The 22,587-nt window shown below is 71.0% G+C and carries 16 protein-coding genes; 13 read left to right on the forward strand and 3 right to left on the reverse strand.

Translation table 11 applies throughout. The annotated features are described in order from the left end of the window. Window positions 1-113 precede the first annotated feature (113 nt). Both rplJ and rplL read left to right on the forward strand, forming a co-directional pair. Window positions 114-629, forward strand: coding sequence for a 50S ribosomal protein L10 (rplJ, locus tag FJ658_RS04340; RefSeq protein WP_141144156.1), 516 nt, complete (start codon window positions 114-116; stop codon window positions 627-629). 39 nt (window positions 630-668) lie between these two features. Next, complete coding sequence (gene rplL, locus FJ658_RS04345; protein ID WP_141144157.1) at window positions 669-1,058, forward strand: 50S ribosomal protein L7/L12; 390 nt, start codon at window positions 669-671, stop codon at window positions 1,056-1,058. Between the two features lie 199 nt (window positions 1,059-1,257). On the opposite strand, the gene FJ658_RS04350 is transcribed toward rplL, so the two are convergent. Further along, on the reverse strand, window positions 1,258-2,910 hold the full coding sequence (locus FJ658_RS04350) for a LuxR C-terminal-related transcriptional regulator (protein ID WP_141144158.1): 1,653 nt from the start codon (window positions 2,908-2,910) through the stop codon (window positions 1,258-1,260). Window positions 2,911-3,365: 455 nt separating this feature from the next. Between FJ658_RS04350 and FJ658_RS04355 the strand changes: the two genes are divergently transcribed. Then, on the forward strand, window positions 3,366-5,339 hold the full coding sequence (locus FJ658_RS04355; RefSeq protein ID WP_141144159.1) for a hypothetical protein: 1,974 nt from the start codon (window positions 3,366-3,368) through the stop codon (window positions 5,337-5,339). Window positions 5,340-5,635: 296 nt separating this feature from the next. Continuing rightward, a complete protein-coding gene (locus tag FJ658_RS04360; RefSeq protein WP_141144374.1) occupies window positions 5,636-7,516 on the forward strand; it encodes an ABC transporter ATP-binding protein in 1,881 nt (626 codons plus the stop codon). 39 nt (window positions 7,517-7,555) lie between these two features. Here the strand turns inward: FJ658_RS04360 and FJ658_RS04365 are convergent, their stop codons facing one another. Together FJ658_RS04365 and FJ658_RS04370 are read right to left on the reverse strand one after the other, a co-directional pair. Beyond that, complete coding sequence (locus FJ658_RS04365; RefSeq protein ID WP_141144160.1) at window positions 7,556-8,272, reverse strand: DUF305 domain-containing protein; 717 nt, start codon at window positions 8,270-8,272, stop codon at window positions 7,556-7,558. A 40-nt stretch (window positions 8,273-8,312) separates the two neighbouring features. Beyond that, on the reverse strand, window positions 8,313-9,002 hold the full coding sequence (locus FJ658_RS04370; RefSeq protein WP_141144161.1) for a DUF3105 domain-containing protein: 690 nt from the start codon (window positions 9,000-9,002) through the stop codon (window positions 8,313-8,315). A gap of 186 nt (window positions 9,003-9,188) precedes the next feature. Here FJ658_RS04370 and FJ658_RS04375 point away from each other — a divergent pair, with 186 nt between their 5' ends. The 9 genes from FJ658_RS04375 (at window position 9,189) to FJ658_RS04415 (ending at window position 22,559) form a co-directional block, all read left to right on the forward strand. Continuing rightward, window positions 9,189-10,550, forward strand: coding sequence for a cystathionine beta-synthase (locus FJ658_RS04375; protein WP_141144162.1), 1,362 nt, complete (start codon window positions 9,189-9,191; stop codon window positions 10,548-10,550). 90 nt (window positions 10,551-10,640) lie between these two features. Continuing rightward, window positions 10,641-11,807, forward strand: a complete 1,167-nt coding sequence (locus FJ658_RS04380; RefSeq protein WP_141144163.1) for a cystathionine gamma-synthase — start codon at window positions 10,641-10,643, stop codon at window positions 11,805-11,807. A 121-nt stretch (window positions 11,808-11,928) separates the two neighbouring features. Further along, on the forward strand, window positions 11,929-13,122 hold the full coding sequence (locus tag FJ658_RS04385) for an ROK family transcriptional regulator (RefSeq protein WP_141144164.1): 1,194 nt from the start codon (window positions 11,929-11,931) through the stop codon (window positions 13,120-13,122). A gap of 201 nt (window positions 13,123-13,323) precedes the next feature. Beyond that, window positions 13,324-14,850, forward strand: a complete 1,527-nt coding sequence (mmsA, locus tag FJ658_RS04390) for a multiple monosaccharide ABC transporter ATP-binding protein (RefSeq protein ID WP_141144375.1) — start codon at window positions 13,324-13,326, stop codon at window positions 14,848-14,850. Beyond that, entirely contained in the window at window positions 14,850-16,214 is a 1,365-nt protein-coding gene (gene mmsB / locus FJ658_RS04395; RefSeq protein WP_141144165.1) for a multiple monosaccharide ABC transporter permease, read from the forward strand. The genes mmsA and mmsB overlap by 1 nt, the downstream gene beginning before the upstream one ends. A gap of 94 nt (window positions 16,215-16,308) precedes the next feature. Then, the gene (locus FJ658_RS04400) at window positions 16,309-17,400 is read left to right on the forward strand and encodes a sugar-binding protein (RefSeq protein ID WP_141144166.1); all 1,092 of its coding nucleotides are present in this window, start codon (window positions 16,309-16,311) and stop codon (window positions 17,398-17,400) included. 180 nt (window positions 17,401-17,580) lie between these two features. After that, on the forward strand, window positions 17,581-18,930 hold the full coding sequence (locus tag FJ658_RS04405; RefSeq protein WP_141144167.1) for a bifunctional glycosyltransferase family 2/GtrA family protein: 1,350 nt from the start codon (window positions 17,581-17,583) through the stop codon (window positions 18,928-18,930). Further along, on the forward strand, window positions 18,927-21,098 hold the full coding sequence (locus tag FJ658_RS04410; RefSeq protein WP_141144168.1) for a glycosyltransferase family 39 protein: 2,172 nt from the start codon (window positions 18,927-18,929) through the stop codon (window positions 21,096-21,098). Before FJ658_RS04405 ends, FJ658_RS04410 begins: the two co-directional genes overlap by 4 nt. A 234-nt stretch (window positions 21,099-21,332) precedes the next feature. Further along, window positions 21,333-22,559: a multidrug effflux MFS transporter gene (locus tag FJ658_RS04415; RefSeq protein WP_141144169.1), complete on the forward strand. Its 1,227-nt coding sequence runs from the start codon at window positions 21,333-21,335 to the stop codon at window positions 22,557-22,559. The last annotated feature ends 28 nt before the right edge of the window (window positions 22,560-22,587 follow it).

Genomic DNA, 22,587 nt, shown 5'->3' on the forward strand with positions numbered 1-22,587 from the left:
TCGTGGCTCCAGCTCCGTGCGCTTGCGCCGGAGCTTTTTTTCGTGGCCGGACCTCTGATCCCGAACGGGATGTCCTGCGACCTGCGGCGTCGAATCCAACCACAAGGAGCGCCATGGCGAACAAGGAAGCAACGGTCGCCGAGCTGACGGAGAACTTCCGCAGCTCGAACGCGGTCGTGCTCACCGAGTACCGCGGTCTCACGGTGGCCCAGCTCAAGCAGCTGCGCAACGACCTCCGTGAGCACGCGACCTATGCCGTGGTGAAGAACACGCTGACCAAGATCGCGGCCAACGAGGCGGGAATCACGTCGTTCGACGACGCCCTCGCCGGTCCCTCCGCGATCGCCTTCGTGCACGGCGACACCGTCGCCGTCGCGAAGACTCTGCGTGACTTCGCCAAGGCGAACCCTCTGCTGGTGGTCAAGAGCGGCTACTTCGATGGAGCCCCGCTGACCGCCGACGAGGTGAACAAGCTCGCCGATCTCGAGTCGCGTGAGGTGCTGCTGGCCAAGCTGGCCGGCGCCTTCAAGGCCTCGCTGTTCGGTGCCGCGTACATGTTCAACGCGCCGCTCGCGCAGGCCGTTCGCACGGTCGACGCGCTGCGCGCGAAGCAGGAGTCCGCGGCGTAACCCGCCCGCGGCGAGACATTCAGCACTAAGGAGACAGAAATGGCCAAGCTCACCACCGACGAGCTGCTCGACGCGTTCAAGGAGCTGTCGCTCATCGAGCTCAGCGAGTTCGTCAAGAAGTTCGAGGAGACCTTCGAGGTCACCGCCGCCGCCCCGGTCGCCGTGGCCGCCCCCGCCGCCGGTGGCGCGGGTGCCGCCGCCGCCGAGGAGGAGGAGAAGGACTCGTTCGACGTCATCCTCGAGTCGGCCGGTTCCGCCAAGATCCAGGTCATCAAGGAGGTCCGCGGACTCACGAGCCTCGGTCTCTCGGAGGCCAAGGCTCTCGTCGACGGCGCCCCCAGCGCCGTTCTCGAGGGTGCGAACAAGGAGACCGCCGAGAAGGCCAAGGAGGCCCTCGAGGGCGCCGGCGCCACGGTGACCCTCAAGTAAGGACTTCCCTTACTTCACGACAGCGTCGCTCCCGGATCCGTCCGGGGCGGCGCTGTCGTCGTTAAGCGGCACTGGCGGGGCTCACGGCGTTGCGGCCCGCGAAGAGAGTTGACGAGCGGGGTCCCGGTAACCAGCCGGATCCCCCGCTCGTCGGCGCGCTCGGGCGGCCGGGATCAGGGACGGCCGGGCGAGCGCCCGTTCATTGAATCGGATCGACCTCGGGCGGCGCAGAGTGACCGAGGGGTGATCCGGGGGTGACGTAGAGGCCGAGGGCCTGCGCCTTGCGCACCGCCTCGCCGCGGGAGCCGACGCCGAGCTTGCGGTAGATGTTGCGCAGGTGCGTCTTCATCGTGTTGCCCGAGACGAAGAGCTCCTGAGCGATCGTGGCGACGGTCTTGCCCTGCTTCAGCTGGTGCAGCACGATCGTCTCCCGCGTGGTGAGCGGGGCGAGCATGCCGCCGTCTCCGTCGGCGGAGGCGAGTCGCGCATCCATGGTCTCGCGGATGCGCGTCACCAGATCGGCGACGCCGTGCGGCTGGCGGCGCTGCGAGGCCTGCACCATGAGCTCGCGCACCATGAGCGGCGGCACGATGATGAGCGGCGTGCGGGTGCCGGTGCGGTGCATGTGGTGCAGCGCGCGGTCGCACCAGAGCGCGGACTCGGCGGTCGCGCCCCGCTCGTGCTCGATCGCGGCGCGCAGCAGCTGCACGTCGGCCAGCGTGCGGGCGGCATGCAGCTCGCCCAGGGCGTCGCAGGCCGCGAGGGCCTCGGCGGCGCCCTCGACGTCGCCGTTCACGAGGCGCAGCTGCGCGATGTAGCGACCCGGACAGAGGTCGTGGCGCTCGTCGGCGGGCAGCGTCGACAGCACGGCCCAGGCGGCGTCGCCCTGACCGTGGCGGATGAGGATCGCGGCGCGCAGCAGCTCGCCGAGGGCGGCGCCCGTGCCGGCTGGCGCCCAGGCGCGGTAGTTCTCGCCCGCGCGCCGCAGCAGCTCGAGCGCGCCCGAGAAGTCGCGCTCCATGGCGTGCAGGCGGGCCGTGGTGACCCAGCCGAAGGCCTCCCAGTCGCTGCCTTCGGCCGCGGCGGCGAGCTCGGTCGCGGACTGGTGCGCCGTGGGCGCGTCGATCCGCTCGATCGCGCTCAGCAGCTCGGCCGTGAGCGCGGGGGCGGCGAAGGGGCCGCGCAGCAACAGGGTGCCCTCGGCGGCCCGTCGCGCCCGGTCCGCGAACCCGGCGGCGTCGGCGATCTCGCCCGCCGAGAAGGCGAGCAGGGCCCGGCCGCCCAGGCACTCGACGTGCTCGGCGCGGGTCAGGTGGCGGTCGCCGAGGCCGTCGGCGAAGGCCAGGAGGGGAGCGGCGTCGTCATAGCGCCCGCGGTGCAGGTGCACCATGCCGCGCTGCAGGGCCGCGATCGCGCGCACCGTCACGCGCCATTCGATGCCCGGACCGACGGCGCTCTGCGCCTGTTCGGCGGCGAGATCGAGCGCCTCGTCGGCATCGTCGAGTCGGCCGAGCGCGCGCAGGGCGGCGGCGGACTGCAGCCGCACGATCACGGCATCGGGCGCGTCGGAGGCGAGGGTCGCGAGCGACGCCTCGAAGTAGGCGAGCGCCGACCGCGAGCGGTCGCCGCGGGCGGTGCGGTAGCTCGCGCCGAACGCGGCGGCGATCAGGGGATCGTCGCGCCAGGCGTCGTCGGGGATGGTCTCGATCAGCTCACGCAGGCCCGCCGGGGACTCGGCGGCGAGCGCGCGCCAGACGTCGTGGACGAGCGCGACGGCGCCGGGCGGATCACCCGCGTCGAGTCGGGCATCCACCTCCCGGCGGACGTCGTCGAGGGTGGTGGTTCTGGGCACGGTCTGGAGTCGCTTCCCCACGTCGGGTGCCCGGCGCCGGACCGGATTCGGGGTCGGTCGACGCGGGGGCACGCTTCGGAGTGATGCACACCCCCGGTCGGTTCCCAGTTCCTCGCGGCGGTCTGATCTTCTCCAGGATGCTACTTGCGCCGCGCAAATCGTGTCCACAATAATGGGGACAACTCCGGCGACCCCCCGATCGCCCGAGGGCCGGTTGTCCCCCGCGGCCGGAACAGTACGGCCCTGTGCTGACGCGCTCATCTCAGGACTGGACGGTCTTACCCTCCGCCCAGCCCCGTCCCCCGCGAGCGTGCGCAGCACCGTGCCTTTCGATCCAGAGAGCAAACCCCCGTATGCGCTCGCATGTCTCGTCCCCTGCCCGAATTCTCGATCGGGCCCTCGCGCGTCTGACGCGCCGGGGCCTGCGCACCGCTCGCGGCCGCATCGCGGCCGCGATGGCGGGCCTCGTCGTCGTCGGCCTCGCCGCCTCGGGCATCGCGCTCGTCGGCGCGTCGGCCGAGGCGCACACGCCGAACGTCAGCGCCTCCTGTTCCGCGCTCACGGTCGACCTCAAGAGCTATGCCGGTTCGAAGACCAACGACAACAACAAGCTCGTGGTCACGATCGACGGCGTCGCCCAGAACACCGCGTTCGGCAACTCCTTCTACAAGGTCTACTCCTTCGCCTCGAACTCGAAGGCCCACACCTGGCGTGTGCAGGTCACGGTGAGTGACGACCAGAAGTGGAACCTCGACAAGAGCGGCACCGCGCAGCCCTGCGCGACGCCCACTGTCAAGGTCTCCGCGACCGAGTGCACCGTGACGGGCGGGTCGAGCGACCTCACCGCCTCGTTCGCCGGGCTCACCTCGGGTCGCAGCTACACCGCGCAGCTGCAGAAGAACGGCGACGCGAGCGGCGCCCCGCAGGTCTTCACGGCCGGCGCCACCACGGCGACCCTCACCTGGGCGAAGCAGGCCGCGGGCGCCACCTACAACGTGCTCGTCTACGAGACGGACAACAACGACGTGCAGGCCACCAGCGCCGACGTCACCGTGATCGGCTGCCCCGGCGGCGAGAGCGACGCGCGCGTGTCGGTCGAGCAGTGCGTGGCGCCCGGTCAGGGCACCGTGCCGGCGACCGTCACGATCGACGGCCTCGTTCCGGGTCGCACCTACATCGCGCAGGCCAGCGTCAACGGGCAGAACATCGCCGGCGCCGTCGCCACCTTCCCGGCCGGCTCGTCGAGCGTCACCGTCCCGGTGCCCGTCGACACGAAGGACATCACGATCACCGTCTCGACCGGCGGCGTCAGCGTCGGCACCGTGAAGCTCGACACCGAGAGCTGCCCGATCATCCCGGCCGCCCCCGTCGTCAGCATCGCCCCGTGCACGCTCGACGCCCCCAGCGGCAAGCTCACGGTGCAGTCGACCGGGCTGGTCGACGGCCGCGTCTACGAGGTGCGTCTGGATGGCGGCGTCGCCGACACCTTCACCGCCTCGGGCGACTACAGCACGACCTTCCCCGTCGCGGCCGGCACGCACACCGTGAAGATCGTCGACCAGGTCGCCGGTGACGCCGCGTCGTCGCCGCAGGTCTCGATCGACCAGCCGGTCTGCGCGGTGACCCCGAAGATCGCCGTCACCCCGACCGAGTGCGTCGCACCCGACGGCCAGGGCTCGCTCGGCGGCACCATCACGGGCACGGCCGTCGGCCGCAGCTACACCGTCACGCTCAGCTCGAACGGCAAGCCGGTGACCAATGGCACCAGCACCGTGCAGGGCTCGGTCGCGGGCATCCCGGTCGGCTACGACGACCTGAAGGCGGGCGAGACCTACACGCTGACGGTCGTCGACAGCGACGACTCCGACGCGACGGCGACCACCGAGGTCACGCTCGCCGACTGCCCGAAGAACGTCGACGTGTCGGCGATCGCGGCCGGCTGCTCGGCGACCGACAAGACCTCCGACCTCGAGGTCACGCTGAGCGACCTCGCCCCCGAGAAGGAGTGGACCGTCACGGTCGCCACCGGCTCGGACGACGCCTGGACCGTCGTCGCCGAGAAGCAGATCTCGACCGTCGGCGCCGGCGACGGCTCGGGCAGCGAGCCTCAGGTGGTCACCTTCGACGGCGTCAAGAACGACGCCGACTACCGCGTGATCGTGAAGGACGCCGACGGCGTCTTCGAGAACAGCGCCGACGTGACGGTCAAGGACTGCGGTGTCTCCGACGAGGAGACGACGCCGCCGGGTGACAACCCGTCGACGCCGCCGACCCCGACCCGCCCGCAGGCGGGTGGCGGAACGGGCCTCGCCGCGACCGGTGTCGACGTGCTCGTGCCCGGCCTCGCCGCACTGCTCGTGCTGCAGCTCGGCATCGCGCTGCTCGCCGTCGGAGCGATCCGTCGACGCAAGGCCCGCCAGCAGGGCTGACGCCCGGCTGGTGCAGACCCGGACCCCTGGCTGATGGGACGAGAGGCCGGGGTCCGCAGCTGACGGGGACGATCAGCTGGCCGGGGGCGTGACATCGTTCACGCCCCCGGTGCTCCCCGCCACAACGAGACGACCGGGAGTCGGGTGCCGCGGAGGGCGCCCGGCTCCCGGTCTTCGCTGTTACCGGTTCGGCTGCTCGCACCGAACCACTCCCACCGAGTCGCTCGCACCGCGTCGACCGCGAGCACGCGCCCCTGCGCCATGTCCTCGGCGCGGCTTAGGCTCGCCGCGTGAGCATGCGCGGCGGAGGTGGCGGCGGAGGTGGCCGCGGCGGTCGCATCTCGTCGAGCGATGCCGCCGCGCAGCGGGCCGCGAACGCCGAGGCGCCGCGCATCCCGCACCTGATCGCGCGCATCGCCGATCTGTTCACGCCGCACCGCCGCGCGCTCGTCACGATCGTCGTGCTCGTGCTGATCAGCGCCGGCATCAGCGTGCTGCCCCCGCTGCTCACCCAGCAGGCCTTCGACCGGGGTCTGTTCCCCGCCGGCGGCCGCCCCGACGTGCCCGTGCTGCTCGAGCTCGTCGGCGCCATGGTGTTCCTCTGGGTCGCGTCGGCCGCGCTCGGCGTGTGGCAGACCTGGCTCACGGCCCGCGTCGGCAACAGCGTGATGGGGCGGCTGCGCATCCGGCTGTTCTCGCACCTCGAGGCGATGGAGCTCGGCTTCTTCACCCGCACCAAGACCGGCGTGATCCAGTCGCGTCTGCAGAACGACGTCGGCGGCGTCGCCGGCGTGCTCAGCAACACGGTGCAGAGCGTGATCGGCAACACCGTCACGGTCGCCGCCGCGCTCGTGTCGATGCTCGTGCTGAGCTGGCAGATGACGATCGTCGCGGTCGTGCTGCTGCCCCTGCTCGTGATCGCTCAGCGCCGCGTCGGGCAGGTGCGGGCGCGCATCGCGACGAAGACGCAGGAGTCGCTGTCGGAGATGACCGCGATCACGCAGGAGGCGCTGAGCGTCTCGGGCATCCTGCTGACCAAGAGCTTCGCCCGGCAGAACGCCGAGATCGGCCGCTACCGGGCCGAGAACGAGAACCAGATCGTGCTGCAGGTGCGGCAGGCGATGAGCGGTCAGTGGTTCTTCGCGCTGGTGAACATCTTCCTGTCGATCATCCCGGCGATCGTCTACCTCGTCGCCGCCTGGCTGATCCTCGACCGCGTCGACGTGACCGCCGGCACGGTCGTGGCGTTCACGACGGTGCAGGCGCGCCTCATGTGGCCGCTCATGGGCCTGCTGCGCGTCGCCCTCGACCTGCAGACCTCGCAGGCGCTGTTCGCGCGCATCTTCGAGTACCTCGACCTGAAGCCGGCGATCACCGAGGCCCCGGATGCGCGACCGGTCGATGCCGCGGGGCTCGGCCGCATCGCGTTCGACGACGTCGTCTTCCGCTATCCGGATGCGCCGAGCGACGGCCCGGCGACGCTGCGCGGCGTCAGCTTCACGGTCGAGCCGGGCCAGTACGCGGCCTTCGTCGGCCCCTCAGGTGCCGGCAAGACGACCGTGTCGTATCTGGTGCCGCGCATGCACGACGTGACCTCGGGCCGGGTGCTGTTCGCGGGCGACGACGTGCGCGAGCTGCAGCAGGCGTCCCTCGCCGAGTCGATCGGTCTCGTGAGTCAGGAGACCTACCTGTTCCATGCCTCGATCGCCGACAACCTGCGTTACGCGAAGCCCGACGCGAGCGACGAGGAGCTGGTCGCGGCGGCGCAGGCGGCGAACATCCACACGACGGTCGCGTCGTTCCCCGACGGCTACGACACGATCGTGGGCGAGCGCGGCTACCGGCTGAGCGGCGGCGAGAAGCAGCGCATCGCGATCGCGCGCGTGCTGCTGAAGGACCCGGCGGTGCTCGTGCTCGACGAGGCGACGAGCGCCCTCGACACGGTCAGCGAGCGCATCGTGCAGCACGCGATCGACACCGCCGCCCGCGGGCGCACGACGATCGCGATCGCGCACCGGCTGTCGACCGTCGTCGGCGCCGACGTGATCTTCGTCGTGGATGCGGGCCGCATCGTCGAGCGCGGAACGCACGCCGAGCTGCTCGCCGCCGACGGCGTCTATGCGCGGCTGTTCGCCGAGCAGCTCGCGGCGGCCGGCCCGCGCGACGCGGCGGGCTGAACGCGGGCGCTGAGCGGCCGGCTCTGAGGGGAAGGAGCCTCAGCCCAGCTTCTTCAGCATCTCGCGCAGGGTCGTGATCTCGGCCTTCTGCGACGCGACGATCTGGGTCGCCATCGCGACCACCTGCGATTGATCGGTGCGGTGCAGCACCGACTCGGCCATCTCGACCCCGCCCTGGTGGTGGGCGATCATCAGCGTCAGGAAGAGGCGGTCGGCGTCCTCGCCCTGCGCGGCCGTGAGCTTCGCGATCTGCTTCGCCGTCGCCATGCCGGGCATCGGCCCGCCGGCCTTCTGCGCCGAATCCGCCGAGCCCGACGCTCCGCTCGCGGCGTGCCCGTGGTCGCCGCCGCTGCCGTCGATGGTCGGATACGACATCCACGTCATGCGCGGCTGGGCCGAGGCCTGCGGCAGGTTCCAGGCATCGAGCAGGCCGTACATCTGGCCGGCCTGGGCGCCCTGCCCGGTCGCGATGTCGTACGCCAGCAGGCGCACGGCGTCGTCATCGCTGCGGTCGCGCACGAGCATCGACATCTGCACGGCCTGCGCGTGGTGCACCTGCATGTCGCGCAGGAACCCGGCGGCCGCGCTCTCGCTCGTCGGGGTCGCGGGGGCGGCGCCGACGCGGCCGAGCAGGATGCCCGTCGCGAACAGCAGCAGCGCCACGGCCGCGGCGACGATCCACCAGGGGCGTCCCGGGCGGCGGCCCGCGCCGACGGCGGTGGTCGCGGACTCGGGGTCGCGCGCGTCGCTTCTCATCGGCTCATGCTCTCACCGTCGCCCGGACCGACGTCGGCGCTCAGCCCACCTTGCCCGGAGCGTCGAGCCCGCCGGTGCACGGGGCGCCCGGCTCGGGCGCGTTCGGCGAGCGCCAGTAGTCCTCGATGAACTGCGCGACCTTCGCGTTCTCGGGGTTCGAGAACTTGATCTGCGCGCCCCAGGCCGAGGCGGCCATCGGCGCGTTCAGCCCCGGGTAGGGCGAGAGGGTGGCATAGCTGTCGGGCATGATCGCCTTCAGCGCGTCGAGCTTCACGCCCGAGACGCGGTCGGGGTCGTAGGTGAACCAGATCGCCCCGTGCTCGAGGTCGTGCACCGCGTTCTCGTTCGGCACCGGCTGGTCGTAGACGCCGCAGTTGAGCCAGGTGGCGTTGTGCGGGCCGCCGGCCGGGGGAGACATGCGGTAGTCGACGGTCTTGTTGGTGTGGGTCGACGAGAGCCCGCTCCAGGTCTGCACCTCGTTGAGCTTCGCCGGCGCCGCGGCGTTCCCGCCCCCGGCGCTCAGCGGCAGCACGATCGCGAGCGTGATCGCCACGATCGCGGCGACGCCGGCCGTGATGCCGCCGCCGATCGCGAGCCGGCGGTTGCGGCGGCGGGCGACCTCCTTCTTCTTGAAGGCGGCGACCTTGGCCTCACGCTGGGCGGCGCGCTGCTGCTTGGTGGTGGCCGGGGCGCCGGCGTTCGAGCGGGGGGCGGATTCGTCGCGGGGCACGGTTCTCCTCGGGCGGCGGATGCGCTCCTCGAGCGCGGACGGCAGGTGCAGGTCGACGTCGTCGTCAGGTGGGGCAGGACGGTGACAGGACACATCCTGTCCTCAACAACCTGACAACAGACCCGGGCCTGCCGGGCATTCCCAGCCACGCGTAACAGCCTCGGCGCCGCCGGTACCCTCGACACCATGGAATACGCGGAGTCCGTGCTCGACCTCGTCGGGAACACCCCGCTCGTCAAGCTCACGAAGGTGACCGAGGGCATTCAGGCGACCGTGCTCGTCAAGGTCGAGTACGTGAACCCCGGCGGCTCGTCGAAGGACCGCATCGCGGTGCGCATCATCGACGCGGCCGAGGCCGAGGGCAAGCTGAAGCCCGGCGGCACGATCGTCGAGCCCACGAGCGGCAACACCGGCATCGGCCTGGCGCTGGTCGCCCAGCAGCGCGGCTACCGCTGCGTGTTCGTCTGCCCCGACAAGGTGAGCGCCGACAAGCGCGCCACCCTGCAGGCCTACGGGGCCGAGGTCGTCGTCTGCCCGACGGCGGTCATGCCCGACGACCCGCGCTCGTACTACAGCGTGAGCGACCGGCTGGCCCGCGAGATCCCGGGCGCGTTCAAGCCCGACCAGTACTCGAACGTCAACGGCCCGCGCAGCCACTACGAGACCACCGGTCCCGAGATCTGGCGCGACACCGACCAGAAGGTCACGCACTTCGTCGCCGGCGTCGGCACGGGCGGCACGATCAGCGGCGTCGGGCGCTACCTCAAGGAGGTCAGCGACGGCCGCGTGCAGGTCGTCGGCGCCGACCCCGAGGGCTCGGTCTACTCGGGCGGCACCGGCCGTCCGTACCTGGTCGAGGGCGTCGGCGAGGACTTCTGGCCGACCGCCTACGACCCGAGCGTGGTCGACGAGATCATCGCCTCGAGCGATGCCGAGAGCTTCGACCTGACCCGCCGCCTCGCCCGCGAGGAGGGCCTGCTGGTCGGCGGCTCGAGCGGTCTCGCCGTCGCGAGCGGTCTCAAGGCGGCCCGCCGTCTCGGCCCCGACGACGTCATGGTGATCCTGCTGCCCGACGGCGGCCGCGGCTACCTGGCCAAGGTCTTCAGCGACGAGTGGATGGGCACTCACGGCTTCCTGCCCGCCGGCGAGGGAGCGACCATCGGCGAGGTCGTCGGCCGCAAGGGCGACAGCATCCCGGCGCTCGTGCACGTGCATCCCGACGAGACCCTCGCGACGGCGATCTCGATCCTCGGCGAGTACAACGTCTCGACCATGCCGGTGCTGAGCGCCGAGCCGCCGGTCGTGCTGGGCGAGGTGCTCGGCGCGATCGACGAGCGCACGATCCTCGCGGCGCTCGCCGGGGGAGCCGCCCTCGACGCCCCGGTGCGGGAATTCGTCGGCCCGGCGCTTCGTTCCGTGGGGATGAGCCAGCCGGTCGACGTCGCCACGGCGGCGCTGACCGACGTGGATGCGCTGCTCGTGCTCGACGAGGGCAAGCCCGTCACGGTGCTGACCCGCCACGACCTCCTCGACTTCCGCGACGCCTGAGTCGCGGCCGGCCCGGGTCTCCCGACTCCGAGCCGACCGCTCCGGCACGACCGGCGACCGCATCCGCGAACCGACCCGAAAGACCTGAGCATGTCCGACTTCCTCACGCCCGACTCCGCCCTCGAGACCCGCGCGATCCACGCGGGCCAGGGCTTCGACCCGGCGACCGGCGCGGTCAACCCGCCCGTGCACTTCAGCTCGACCTTCGTGCAGGACGGGATCGGCGGCTTCCGCGGCGGCTACGAGTACGCGCGCGGCGGCAACCCGACCCGCGACCACCTGCAGGAGCTGCTGGCCTCGCTCGAGGGCGGCGAGGTCGCCTACAGCTTCGCGTCGGGGCTCGCCGCCGAAGACGCGCTGCTGCGCGCCGTGCTGAAGCCCGGCGACCACGTGGTCATGGGCAACGACGTCTACGGCGGCACCCACCGCCTGGTGAACCGCGTGTTCGTGCCCTGGGGGGTGCACCTCGACACGGTCGAGATGGGCGACCTGGATGCGGTGCGCGCGGCCGTCAAGCCGGGCGAGACCCGCGTGCTGTGGGTCGAGACGCCGAGCAACCCGCTCATGAAGGTCACCGACATCGCGGGCCTGGCTCAGATCGGCCGCGACGCCGGCGCGATCGTCGTGGTCGACAACACCTTCGCCTCGCCCTACCTGCAGCAGCCGCTGTCGCTCGGCGCCGACGTGGTCGTGCACTCGACCACCAAGTACCTGGGCGGCCACAGCGACCTGCTCGGCGGCGCCGTCATCCTGAAGGACCGCGAGCTGGCCGAGAAGGTCGGCTTCATCCAGTTCGGCGTCGGCGCGGTGTCGTCGCCCTTCGACGCCTGGCTGACGATGCGCGGCATCAAGACGCTGCCGGTGCGCATGGACCGCCACTCGACGAACGCGCAGGCGCTGGCCGAGCGCCTGGTCGGCCACGCGAAGATCGACCGCGTCTACTACCCGGGTCTGCCCGAGCACCCGGGCCACGACATCGCGGCGAAGCAGATGCGCTCCTTCGGCGGCATGATCTCGCTCGGCCTGACCGGCGGCGGGGATGCGGCCCGCAAGCTGGCCGAGTCGACCCGCCTGTTCCAGCTGGCCGAGTCGCTCGGCGGCGTGGAGTCGCTGATCGGCTACCCGACCGAGATGACCCACGCCTCGGTCAAGGGCACGGCGCTCGAGGTGCCCGACAACATCGTGCGCCTCTCGGTCGGGCTCGAGAACCTCGACGACCTGACGGCCGATCTGCTCGGCGCGCTCGATCGACTCTGAGCCCGCGCATCCGGTCGCCGCACCCGCGCTGAGCGAGACCGGGAGGCCGGATGCGCGTGGTTACGTGATCGTTGCGTTCACAGGTTGACGACAAGACGGCGCGTGGGGCACAGTGAACGCCATGAGGACGACGGGGCTCTCTGAGGCAGAGCGACGCCCGCGTCCCGGATCCCAGAGTGCCCTGCGCGGCCGCAATCGACAGCGCATCGTCGACGCGCTGCGCGAGGCCGGGCCGCTGACGCAGGCCGAGCTGTCGCGACGCACCGGACTCAGCGCCGCGACGATCTCGAACATCGTGCGCCTGCTCGCCGACGAGGGCGCCGTCAGCACCGACACGACCACGAGCTCCGGCCGCCGGGCGACCTCGGTGCGGCTCTCCGACGACGGGCGCCTCGTCGTCGGCCTCGACTTCGGCCGGCGCCACGCCCGCATCGTGCTGGTCACCCCCGGCTACGAGGTCGTCGCCGAACGGGCGATCGAGCTGCCCCGCGGCTACCCGGCGCTCGAGGGCGTGCGGGCCGTCCGCGACGTGCTCGACGACCTCATGGCCGAGCGCGGCGTGCGCCGATCCGCCGTGCTCGCGGCCGGCCTCGGCATGCCCGGCCCGATCGACCGGCGCAGCGGCACGGTCGTGCAGGGCACGATCCTGCCCGAGTGGATCGGCGTGACCGCCGACGACCTGAGCGAGCAGCTCGATATCCCGGTTCTGCTCGACAACGACGCCAATCTCGGGGCTCTCGCCGAGGTGAGCTGGGGCGCCTACAGCGAGGTCGAGAACCTCATGTTCGTCAAGATCGGCTCGGGCATCGGCTCGGGGCTGATCATCAACGGCAAGCCCTATTACGGCAACATCGGCGTGACGGGCGAGATCGGGCACACGACGATCAACGAGCAGGGCGCCGTGTGCCACTGCGGCAACCGCGGCTGTCTCGAGACGGTCGCCTCGACCGTCGTCATGCTCGAGCTGCTCTACCGCCGGGCTCCCGGCAGCCGCGGCACGGCCGACATCGTGCGGCGCGCGCTCGAGGGAGATCCCGGCACGCTGCGTGTGCTCGAGGATGCCGGGGCCGCGATCGGCGCCGCGCTCGGCAACACCGCGAACCTGATCAACCCCGAGGTGATCCTGATCGGCGGGCCGCTGGCCCCGATCGGGCCGGCGTTCCTCGAGCCGATCGCGCGCTCGTTCGGTCGGCACGCGGTGCCCCGCGTCGGCGATTCGACGGCGATCGCGATGGGCTCGCTGGGCGACCGGGCCGAGGCCCTCGGCGGGGCGTCGCTGGCGCTGCGTCACGTCGACGCCCTGGCGTTGCTCTAGCCGCACCACGTCTCTCGGGCATTCGTGACCGAACCGTTGCGTTCACAAGTTGACGGCGGGCGCGAGATCCGCGTTACAGTAGTGCCCGCACCACCCGCACCACCACCCGCGACGGCGTCGTCCGCACCCTCGGACACGCCGGCACCACTGCCGTTGCCCCGAGGAGGACTATCCGTGGTCGACGCCCCCTTCATCCTCGAGATGCGCGGCATCACGAAGCGCTTCCCCGGTGTCATCGCTCTCGACGACGTCACCCTGCGCGTGCGCGCCGGCGAGATCCACTCGATCTGCGGTGAGAACGGCGCCGGCAAGTCGACCCTCATGAAGGTGCTCTCGGGCGTCTACGGCTACGGCACCTACGAGGGCGACATCGTCTGGGAGGGCGAGGTGGCGCGCTTCCGCGACATCCGCCAGAGCGAGGCCGCGGGCATCGTGATCATCCACCAGGAGCTCGCGCTCATCCCCGAGCTCTCGATCACCGAGAACATCTTCCTCGGCAACGAGCCCAAGACCCCCTTCGGCTCGATCGACTGGTCGACGGCCCGCCTCCGCGCCCGTGAGCTGCTGCAGCGCGTCGGCCTGCGCGACGACCCCGACACGCAGATCAAGAACATCGGCGTCGGCAAGCAGCAGCTGGTCGAGATCGCCAAGGCGCTCAACAAGAACGTCAAGCTGCTCATCCTCGACGAGCCCACCGCCGCGCTCAACGAGAACGACTCGCAGCACCTGCTCGGCCTGATCCGCGACCTGCGCGACAAGGGCGTCACGAGCATCATGATCAGCCACAAGCTCAACGAGATCGAGGCGATCAGCAACTCGATCACGATCATCCGCGACGGTCACACGGTCGAGAGCCTGGATGTGAAGGCCGACGGCGTCGACGAGGACCGCATCATCCGCGGCATGGTCGGTCGCACCCTCGAGAACCGCTTCCCCGAGCACGATGGCTCGGGCATCGGCGACGTCTTCTTCGAGGTGCGCAACTGGACCGTGCAGCACCCGCTGACCACCGAGCGCCTGGTCGCCAAGAACTCCCACTTCACCGTGCGCCGCGGCGAGGTCGTCGGCTTCGCCGGCCTCATGGGCGCCGGTCGCACCGAGCTGGCGATGAGCATCTTCGGCCAGAGCTACGGCACCGTGCTCTCGGGCGAGATCTACAAGGACGGCCAGGAGATCAAGGTGCCCAACGTGGCCGCCGCGATCAAGCACGGCATCGCCTACGTCAGCGAGGACCGCAAGGCGCTCGGCCTGAACCTGCTCGACGACATCAAGACCTCCGTCGTGTCGGCCAAGCTGTCGAAGATCGCCCCCGCCGGCGTCGTCGACGACCTGCAGGAGCGGGAGATCTCGGAGAACTACCGCAAGGAGCTCCGCATCAAGACCCCGACGGTCGACGAGGGCGTCAACAAGCTCTCGGGCGGCAACCAGCAGAAGGTCGTGCTGGCGAAGTGGATGTTCACCGACCCCGACCTGCTGATCCTCGACGAGCCGACCCGCGGCATCGACGTGGGCGCCAAGACCGAGATCTACGGCATCATCCGCAAGCTCGCCGAGTCCGGCGCCGGCGTGATCCTCATCTCATCGGAGCTGCCCGAGCTGCTCGGCGTCGCCGACCGCATCTACACGATCTTCGAGGGCACCATCACGAGCGAGATCCGCGCGAAGGATGCCGACCCCGAGACCCTCATGAAGAGCATGACCTCCGACAAGAAGAAGGACGCCGCCTGATGACCGACACCGCAGCCGCCCCGAAGAAGTCGGGCGGCATCCGCGACCTGGGCAAGATGTTCGGCGGCGGGCAGTCGAGCCTGCGCCAGTTCGGCATCCTCGGCGCCCTGATCGTGATCATCCTCTTCTTCGAGGTCGCGACCGGGGGGCAGACGCTCAAGCCGGGCAACGTGATCAACATCGTCAACCAGAACGCCTACGTGCTGATCCTGGCGATCGGCATGGTCATGGTGATCATCGCCGGCCACATCGACCTCTCGGTCGGATCGGTCGCCGCGTTCACCGGCATCGTGGTGGCGATCGCCATGAACCGGGGCGGCCTGCCCTGGTGGCTCGGTGTGCTCATCGGCCTCGGCATCGGCGCCGTCGTCGGCGCCTGGCAGGGGTTCTGGGTCGCCTACGTGGGCGTGCCCGCGTTCATCGTGACCCTGGCGGGCATGCTGATCTTCCGCGGCGCCAACCAGTTCATCGGCAACGCGACCACCGAGCCGGTCAAGGACGACGTGTTCCTGCAGATCGGCGGCGGCTACCTGCCCGACCCCGACCTCGGCCTGCCCTACAACGTCCCGACCCTGATCCTGGGTCTGGTCGCCGTCGCGCTCGTCGTCTTCGCCGAGTTCCGCGGCCGCGCCCGCCGCCGCAAGGTCGGCGCCGAGGCGGTGCCGCTGTGGGTCAGCCTGGTCAAGGTCGTGCTGCTCGCCGCGGTCATCCTCTTCGCCGCGTTCCTGTTCGCCGGCGGCCGCGTCGGCACCAGCTTCCCGATCCCCGGCGTCATCCTCGTCGCGCTCGTCGTGATCTACGCCTTCGTGACCAACAACACGGTCACGGGCCGCCACATCTACTCGGTCGGCGGCAACTGGCACGCGGCCGAGCTGTCGGGCGTCAAGATCAAGCGCATCAACTTCTTCGTGATGATGAACATGTCGATCCTGGCCGCGGTCGCCGGCATGGTCTTCATCTCGCGCTCGGCGGCCTCCGGCCCCGGTGACGGCACCAGCTGGGAGCTCGACGCGATCGCGGCGGTCTTCATCGGCGGCGCGGCCGTCTCGGGCGGCATCGGAACCGTCATCGGCTCGATCGTCGGCGGTCTCGTGATCGCGGTGCTCAACAACGGCCTGCAGCTGCTGGGCGTCTCGAGCGACCGCGTGCAGATCATCAAGGGCCTCGTGCTTCTGCTGGCCGTCGGCATCGACGTCTGGTCGAAGCGCTCGGGCGGCCGCTCGATCATCGCCCGGTTCTCGCGCCCCAAGAAGGTCAGCGCGACCGACGACAACATGACCTACCCCCTCAACCGTCCTCTGGTCGAGCCCGGCGACAGCGCCGAGTCGAGCAGCCGACCCTCGAGCACTACGCCGAACGCCTGACGATCAGGTCGAGCGCACGTCGTAGCCATCCCCCCATCGCAGCGTCGCTGGGGAACCTGCACCACCACACATCACAACGAAAGTGACGGAACACATGCGAAAGATCGCACTCACCACCACGGCCGTCGCCGCGGTCGCGCTGCTGGCGCTCTCCGGATGCTCCAGCCGCTCGGCCGACACCGGCAGCGGTGACGCGTCGGGCTTCGAGAAGGGCTCGCTCATCGGCGTCGCGCTTCCGGACAAGACCTCGGAGAACTGGGTGCTCGCGGGCGACCTGTTCACGTCGGCGATCGAGGACGCGGGCTTCAAGGCCGACGTGCAGTACGCCGGTCAGAGCACCCCGGTTCCCGACCAGCAGTCGCAGATCAGCTCGATGACCACCAAGGGCGCGAAGGTCATCATCATCGGCGCCAAGGACGGCGGCCAGCTCGGCACCCAGGTCAAGGACGCGAAGGCCGCCGGTGCGACCGTCATCGCCTACGACCGTCTGCTGACCGACACCAAGGACGTCGACTACTACGTCGCCTTCGACAACTACAAGGTCGGCGAGCTGCAGGGCCAGGCCCTGCTCGACGGCCTCAAGGCGAAGTTCCCCGACAAGAGCACCTACAACATCGAGCTCTTCGCCGGCGACCCGGGTGACGCCAACGCCCCCACCTTCTTCGACGGCGCCATGTCGGTGCTGAAGCCGGAGATCGAGAAGGGCACCCTCAAGGTCGTCTCGGGTCAGACCGAGTTCAAGCAGGTCTCGACGAAGGACTGGCTCGCCCAGAACGCGCAGAACCGCATGGACACCCTGATCCAGGGCAACTACGCCAGCACCGACCTCGACGGCGTCCTGTCGCCGAACGACACGCTGGCCCGCGCGATCCTGCAGTCGGTCTCGAGCGCCGGCAAGCCGGACATCGTGGTCACCGGTCAGGACTCGGAAGAGGCCTCGATCCCGCTCATCATGTCGGGCAAGCAGTACATGACCATCTACAAGGACACCCGCGAGCTGGTCAAGAAGGCCATCGACATGACCACGCAGCTCTCTGAGGGCGGCAAGGCCGACACCACCACGACGACCGACAACGGCGTCAAGAAGGTTCCGACCTACTACCTCGACCCGGTCATCGTCACCAAGGACAACGCGGCCGAGGCCTACAAGAACAACCCCGACCTCGAGGCGCTGACCAAGCAGTAAGCACCCCGGGTCCGCGAGCGCTGCACCGCTCGCACCTCACCACGGCGAAGGCCGCTCGATCCGATCGGGCGGCCTTCGCTGCGTCAGGGGCGCTGTGTCATAGCCGGCCCACAGCGTTCGTCGGGATGCGCACAGGATCGCCCTGCGGCCGCCATAGCGGGCGGTCGGATGCTCGGACGCATGACTTCCGACGGCACGACCGCTCACGGCACCCGGCCCGTCGCATCCACGGTCTCGGCGGATGCGGCCGGTTCGGCCCCGCTGCTCGAGATCGTGGTGCCCGTCTTCGACGAGGAGCGCTCGCTCGAGCAGAGCATCCGCACGCTGCACGCGGCGCTGCGCGGGCAGTTCGGCGATCGCTGGCTGCTGACGATCGCCGACAACGCGTCGACCGATGCGACGCCGGCGATCGCTGACGCCCTCGCCGCCGAGCTCGAGCGGGTGCGCGCCGTGCACCTCGCCGAGAAGGGGCGGGGCCGCGCCCTCAAGCAGGTGTGGCTGGCGAGCGAGGCCGAGGTCGTCGGCTACCTCGACGTCGACCTGTCGACCGACCTCGCCGCGCTCGCGCCGCTCGTGGCGCCGCTGCTCTCGCGCCACTCCGACCTGGCGATCGGCACCCGGCTCTCCGCCGACGCGCGGGTCGTGCGCGGAGCGAAGCGCGAGATCGTCTCCCGCGGCTACAACGCGCTGCTGCGGGCGACCGGCCTGCGCGCCTCCGACGCCCAGTGCGGCTTCAAGGCGATGCGCAGCGACGTCGCCCGGCGCATCCTGCCCTTCGTCGAGGACACCGGCTGGTTCTTCGACACCGAGGTGCTGATGATCGCCGAGCGGTCGGGGCTGCGCATCCACGAGGTCCCCGTCGACTGGGTGGATGACGAGGACAGCAAGGTCGACATCGTCGCCACCGCGCTCGCCGACCTGCGCGGTGTCGTGCGCGTGCTGCGCGGGATCGGCTCGCGGCGCATCCCGGTCGAGGCGATCTACGCCGAGCTGGGGCGTCGGCCCTTCGAGCCCGCGCACCGCCCCGGATTCTTCGGCCAGGTGCTGCGGTTCGGCCTGATCGGCGGGGCGTCGACCGTCGCCTACGCCGTGCTCTACCTGCTGCTGCAGCTGGCGATCGCGCCGCAGGTCGCGAACTTCGCGGCGCTGCTCGTCACCGCGGTCGCGAACACCTGGGCCAACCGTCGCATCACCTTCGGGGTGCGCGGGCGGCCGGGGATCGTCGGCGACCAGCTCAAGGGGCTGCTCGTCTTCCTCCTGGCCTGGTGTCTCACGAGCGGGTCGCTGCTCGTGCTGCACGCCGCACGACCCGAGTCGGGTGCGGTCGCCGAGCTCGTCGTGCTGACCGTCGCCAACCTCGTCGCCACCGTGCTGCGCTTCGTGCTGCTGAGGGCCTGGGTGTTCCGCCGCGCGCGCCGCGGAGTCGCGTCCGCCGCGCTCGACCCGGCGGCCGACGCCGCCACTGCCATCCCCACCTCGCGTCGCGCCGATGATGCCGACGCCGCTCTGCAGAAGGAGGCCGCCGCATGAGCGCCACCACGACGACCAGCACCACGACCCATCCCGTCGGCGTCGCCGACGACGCACCCGGCGCGCGCCTGCGAGCGGGGCTGCGCGAGCGCGCCCGCGCCCTCGTGCTCGGCCGCCGCGGCGCGCTGGTCTGGGAGCGCCCGGCGCTGCTCGGGCTGCTCGCCGTGACCGCCGTGCTCTACGTCTGGAACCTCGGCGCGAGCGGCTGGGCCAACTCCTTCTACTCCGCGGCCGTGCAGGCCGGCAGCGTGGACTGGGAGGCCTTCTTCTACGGCTCCAGCGACGCCGCCAACTCGATCACGATCGACAAGCCGCCGGCGAGCCTCTGGATCATGGCGCTCTCGGTGCGGCTGTTCGGGCTGAGCTCGTGGAGCATCCTGCTGCCCGAGGCGATCATGGGCGTCATCACGGTCGCGATCATCTACGCCACCGTGCGGCGGCGCTTCAGCGCGCCGACCGCGCTGTTCGCCGGCGGGGTGCTGGCGATCACGCCGGTCGCGGCCCTGATGTTCCGCTTCAACAACCCGGATGCGCTGCTCGTGCTGCTGCTCAGCCTCGCCGCGTACTTCACGATCCGCGGCATCGAAGACGGCCGCGTCCGGTGGGTGCTGTGGGCCGGGGCGATGATCGGGCTCGGCTTCCTGACCAAGCAGCTGCAGGCCTTCCTGCTGCTGCCGCCGCTCGCGCTCGTCTACCTGTGGGCGGCGCCGCGTCCGCTGCGCACCCGACTCCTGCACTCGCTCGCCGCGCTCGGCGCCGTGATCGTGTCGGCCGGCTGGTGGGTCGCGATCGTCGAGCTCGTGCCCGAGTCGTGGCGGCCCTACATCGGCGGCTCGCAGACGAACAGCTTCCTCGAGCTGACCTTCGGCTACAACGGCCTCGGTCGCCTCACCGGCGACGAGACCGGCAGCGTGACCGGCGGCGGAGGCGGCACGACGACCGGCGGCATGTGGGGGTCGACCGGCATCACGCGCCTGTTCGACGGCGAGATCGGCGGGCAGATCACGTGGCTGCTGCCGGCGGCTCTCGTGCTGGGCGTGATCGGCCTCATCCTGCTGCGGCGGGCCCCGCGGGTGTCGGTGCGGCGGGCGATCCTCGTGCTGTTCGGCGGGTGGATGCTCGTCACCGGTCTCGCCTTCAGCTTCATGGCCGGCATCTTCCACGCCTACTACACGGTCGCGCTCGCTCCGGCGATCGCGGTGGTCGTCGCGATCGGCGCGACCATGCTCTGGGAGCGTCGGGCCGCGGTGTGGGCGCGGGTCGTGCTCGCCGCGGTGCTGCTCGGCAGTGCCGGGTGGGCCTACGCCCTGCTGACGCGGCCGAGCGAGTGGATGCCCTGGCTCAAGTTCGTCGTCGTCGGGCTCGCCGTGATCGGGGCCGTGCTCCTGCTGCTGCCGCCGCTCGGACGTCGCATCGCCGCCGCCACGGCCGCGGTGTCGCTGCTCGCGGCGCTCGCCGCGCCGGCCGCGTACTCGCTGCAGACGGTGTCGACGGCGCACACGGGATCGATCGTCACGGCGGGACCGAGCGTGTCGTCGGGCGGGATGGGCGGCATGGGCGGATTCGGCGGCGGCGGCCAGGGCGGCCCGGGCAGCGGCCAGGGTGGCACCCCGCCGCAGGGCTTCGGTCAGAACGGCGGAACGGGCACCGGCAACGGCACGCCGCCGGGCTTCGGCCAGAACGGCTCGACCGGCGGCCAGACCGGGCAGAACGCGACCGGAAACGGCGGAACCGGCACGGCTCCGACCGGCGGCTTCGGCGGCGGCCAGGGCGGCCCCGGCGGCACCGGCGGCACCGGCGGCGGGGGAGCGGGCGGCCTGCTCGGCTCGAGCACGGTCAGCGACGAGCTCGCCGCGGCGCTGACGAAGGACGCCTCCGACTACACCTGGGTCGCGGCGACGATCGGCTCGAACAGCGCGTCGGGCTACCAGCTCGCGACCGAGCTGCCCGTCATGGCGATCGGCGGATTCAACGGCAGCGACCCGTCGCCGACCCTCGCCGAGTTCAAGGCCCTCGTGAAAGAGGGGAAGATCCACTGGTTCATCGCCAGCGGCGTGAGCGGTCGGTCGAACGGCGGCTCGGATGCGGCGAGCTCGATCTCGAGCTGGGTCGAGGAGAACTTCGAGTCGACCACGGTCGACGGGGTCACCCTCTACGACCTGAGCTGAGCATCCCGAACCGGCACGATCCCGAACCGACGCGATCCCGAGCCCCGCGCCGACCTCATCCGGTGCGGGGCTCGCGCGTGCTCTCGCCGATCTGCGAAGATCTGACGGTCGTCAGGGAATAGCGGGCCGCGAGCGCCGTTGCACCACGGCAGCGGCGCCACCGGATGCGGGGCGGCCGGATCACCACGACGCCATCCGCGTCACCGCCACCACCACCTTCCGGAGCGCCCAGCCATGTCCGCCCTCGTGCACCCCGGCGACGCGATGTCGCGGGGTCAGCGCATCCTGCACATCATCCTGCTCGGCGCCCTCGTCGGTCTGGGTCCGTTCACGATCGACCTCTACCTGCCGGCGTTCCCGAGCGTCGTCAAGGAGCTGTCGACGACCGAGGCGGCCGTGCAGCTGACGCTGACCGCCACCACGGTCGGCTTCGGGCTCGGCCAGCTCGTCGTCGGACCGTGGAGCGACCGGGTCGGTCGGCGGTTGCCGCTGCTGCTCGCGACGGCGCTGCACGTCGGCGCGAGCATCGGCGTCGCGCTCGCGCCCGACGTGATGTGGGTCGGCGTGTTCCGCGTGCTGCAGGGCATCGGCGCGGCGGGCGGCGGCGTCGTGGCGATGGCGATGGTGCGCGACCTGTTCTCCGGTCACGCGCTCGTGCGCACGCTCGCGCGCATGGCGCTCGTGACCGGGCTCGCGCCCGTGCTGGCTCCGCTGATCGGCTCGCAGATGCTGCGCGTCGTCGACTGGCGCGGCATCTTCGTCGCGCTGGCGATCTACGGCTTCGTGTCGGTCGTCGTGGCCGCGTTCCTGATCGCCGAGACGCGCCCGCGCGGGGCGCACATCCCCTCCGCGTCGACGACGACGCGTCAGCGCTACCGCGCGCTGTTCACCGACCGTGTGTTCATCGGCGTCGCGATCATCGGCGGCATGCAGTTCTCGGGGCTGTTCGCCTACCTGTCGGCGTCGTCGTTCCTGCTGCAGGACGTCTACGGACTCAGCGCTCAGACCTACGGGATCATGTTCGGCGTCAACTCGCTCGGGCTGGTGATCTCGTCGCAGCTCGCCTCGCGACTCATGCGGCGCGTGGGACCGCAGTGGATCCTGGCGGTGGCGGTCGGCATCATGCTGCTCGCGTCGACGTCGATCGCGATCACGGCGCTGCTCGGCGGTGCGCTCGTGCCGATCCTGGTCGCGCTGTTCTTCATGCTCGCGGCCTGCGGACTCGCCTTCCCGAGCGTGCAGGTGCTCGCGCTCGCGCACCACGGCAGCGAGGCCGGCACCGCCGCGTCGCTGCTCGGCGCCGTCAACTTCGGTCTGGCGGGCGCGATCTCGCCCATCGTCGGCGTGCTCGGCATCGACTCGGCGCTGCCGATGGCGGCCGTCATGATCGGCTGCCACGTCGTCGCGAACGTGGTGCTGTGGACGATCGTGCGGCCGACGACGGTGCCGTCGATCGAGTAGCGGATCGGGTCACCCCCGGATCGCCCGC

This window comes from Schumannella sp. 10F1B-5-1, assembly GCF_006517535.1.
Classification (GTDB): domain Bacteria; phylum Actinomycetota; class Actinomycetes; order Actinomycetales; family Microbacteriaceae; genus Schumannella.

What these genes read in the sequence shown, in the direction of transcription:
- rplJ (WP_141144156.1), top strand. Translation starts at nt 114, where the DNA reads ATGGCGAACAAGGAAGCAACGGTCGCCGAGCTGACGGAGAACTTCCGC.
- rplL (WP_141144157.1), top strand. Translation starts at nt 669, where the DNA reads ATGGCCAAGCTCACCACCGACGAGCTGCTCGACGCGTTCAAGGAGCTG.
- FJ658_RS04355 (WP_141144159.1), top strand. Translation starts at nt 3,366, where the DNA reads ATGGCGGGCCTCGTCGTCGTCGGCCTCGCCGCCTCGGGCATCGCGCTC.
- FJ658_RS04360 (WP_141144374.1), top strand. Translation starts at nt 5,636, where the DNA reads ATGCGCGGCGGAGGTGGCGGCGGAGGTGGCCGCGGCGGTCGCATCTCG.
- FJ658_RS04365 (WP_141144160.1), bottom strand. Translation starts at nt 8,272, where the DNA reads ATGAGAAGCGACGCGCGCGACCCCGAGTCCGCGACCACCGCCGTCGGC.
- FJ658_RS04375 (WP_141144162.1), top strand. Translation starts at nt 9,189, where the DNA reads ATGGAATACGCGGAGTCCGTGCTCGACCTCGTCGGGAACACCCCGCTC.
- FJ658_RS04380 (WP_141144163.1), top strand. Translation starts at nt 10,641, where the DNA reads ATGTCCGACTTCCTCACGCCCGACTCCGCCCTCGAGACCCGCGCGATC.
- FJ658_RS04385 (WP_141144164.1), top strand. Translation starts at nt 11,929, where the DNA reads ATGAGGACGACGGGGCTCTCTGAGGCAGAGCGACGCCCGCGTCCCGGA.
- mmsA (WP_141144375.1), top strand. Translation starts at nt 13,324, where the DNA reads ATGCGCGGCATCACGAAGCGCTTCCCCGGTGTCATCGCTCTCGACGAC.
- mmsB (WP_141144165.1), top strand. Translation starts at nt 14,850, where the DNA reads ATGACCGACACCGCAGCCGCCCCGAAGAAGTCGGGCGGCATCCGCGAC.
- FJ658_RS04400 (WP_141144166.1), top strand. Translation starts at nt 16,309, where the DNA reads ATGCGAAAGATCGCACTCACCACCACGGCCGTCGCCGCGGTCGCGCTG.
- FJ658_RS04405 (WP_141144167.1), top strand. Translation starts at nt 17,581, where the DNA reads ATGACTTCCGACGGCACGACCGCTCACGGCACCCGGCCCGTCGCATCC.
- FJ658_RS04410 (WP_141144168.1), top strand. Translation starts at nt 18,927, where the DNA reads ATGAGCGCCACCACGACGACCAGCACCACGACCCATCCCGTCGGCGTC.
- FJ658_RS04415 (WP_141144169.1), top strand. Translation starts at nt 21,333, where the DNA reads ATGTCCGCCCTCGTGCACCCCGGCGACGCGATGTCGCGGGGTCAGCGC.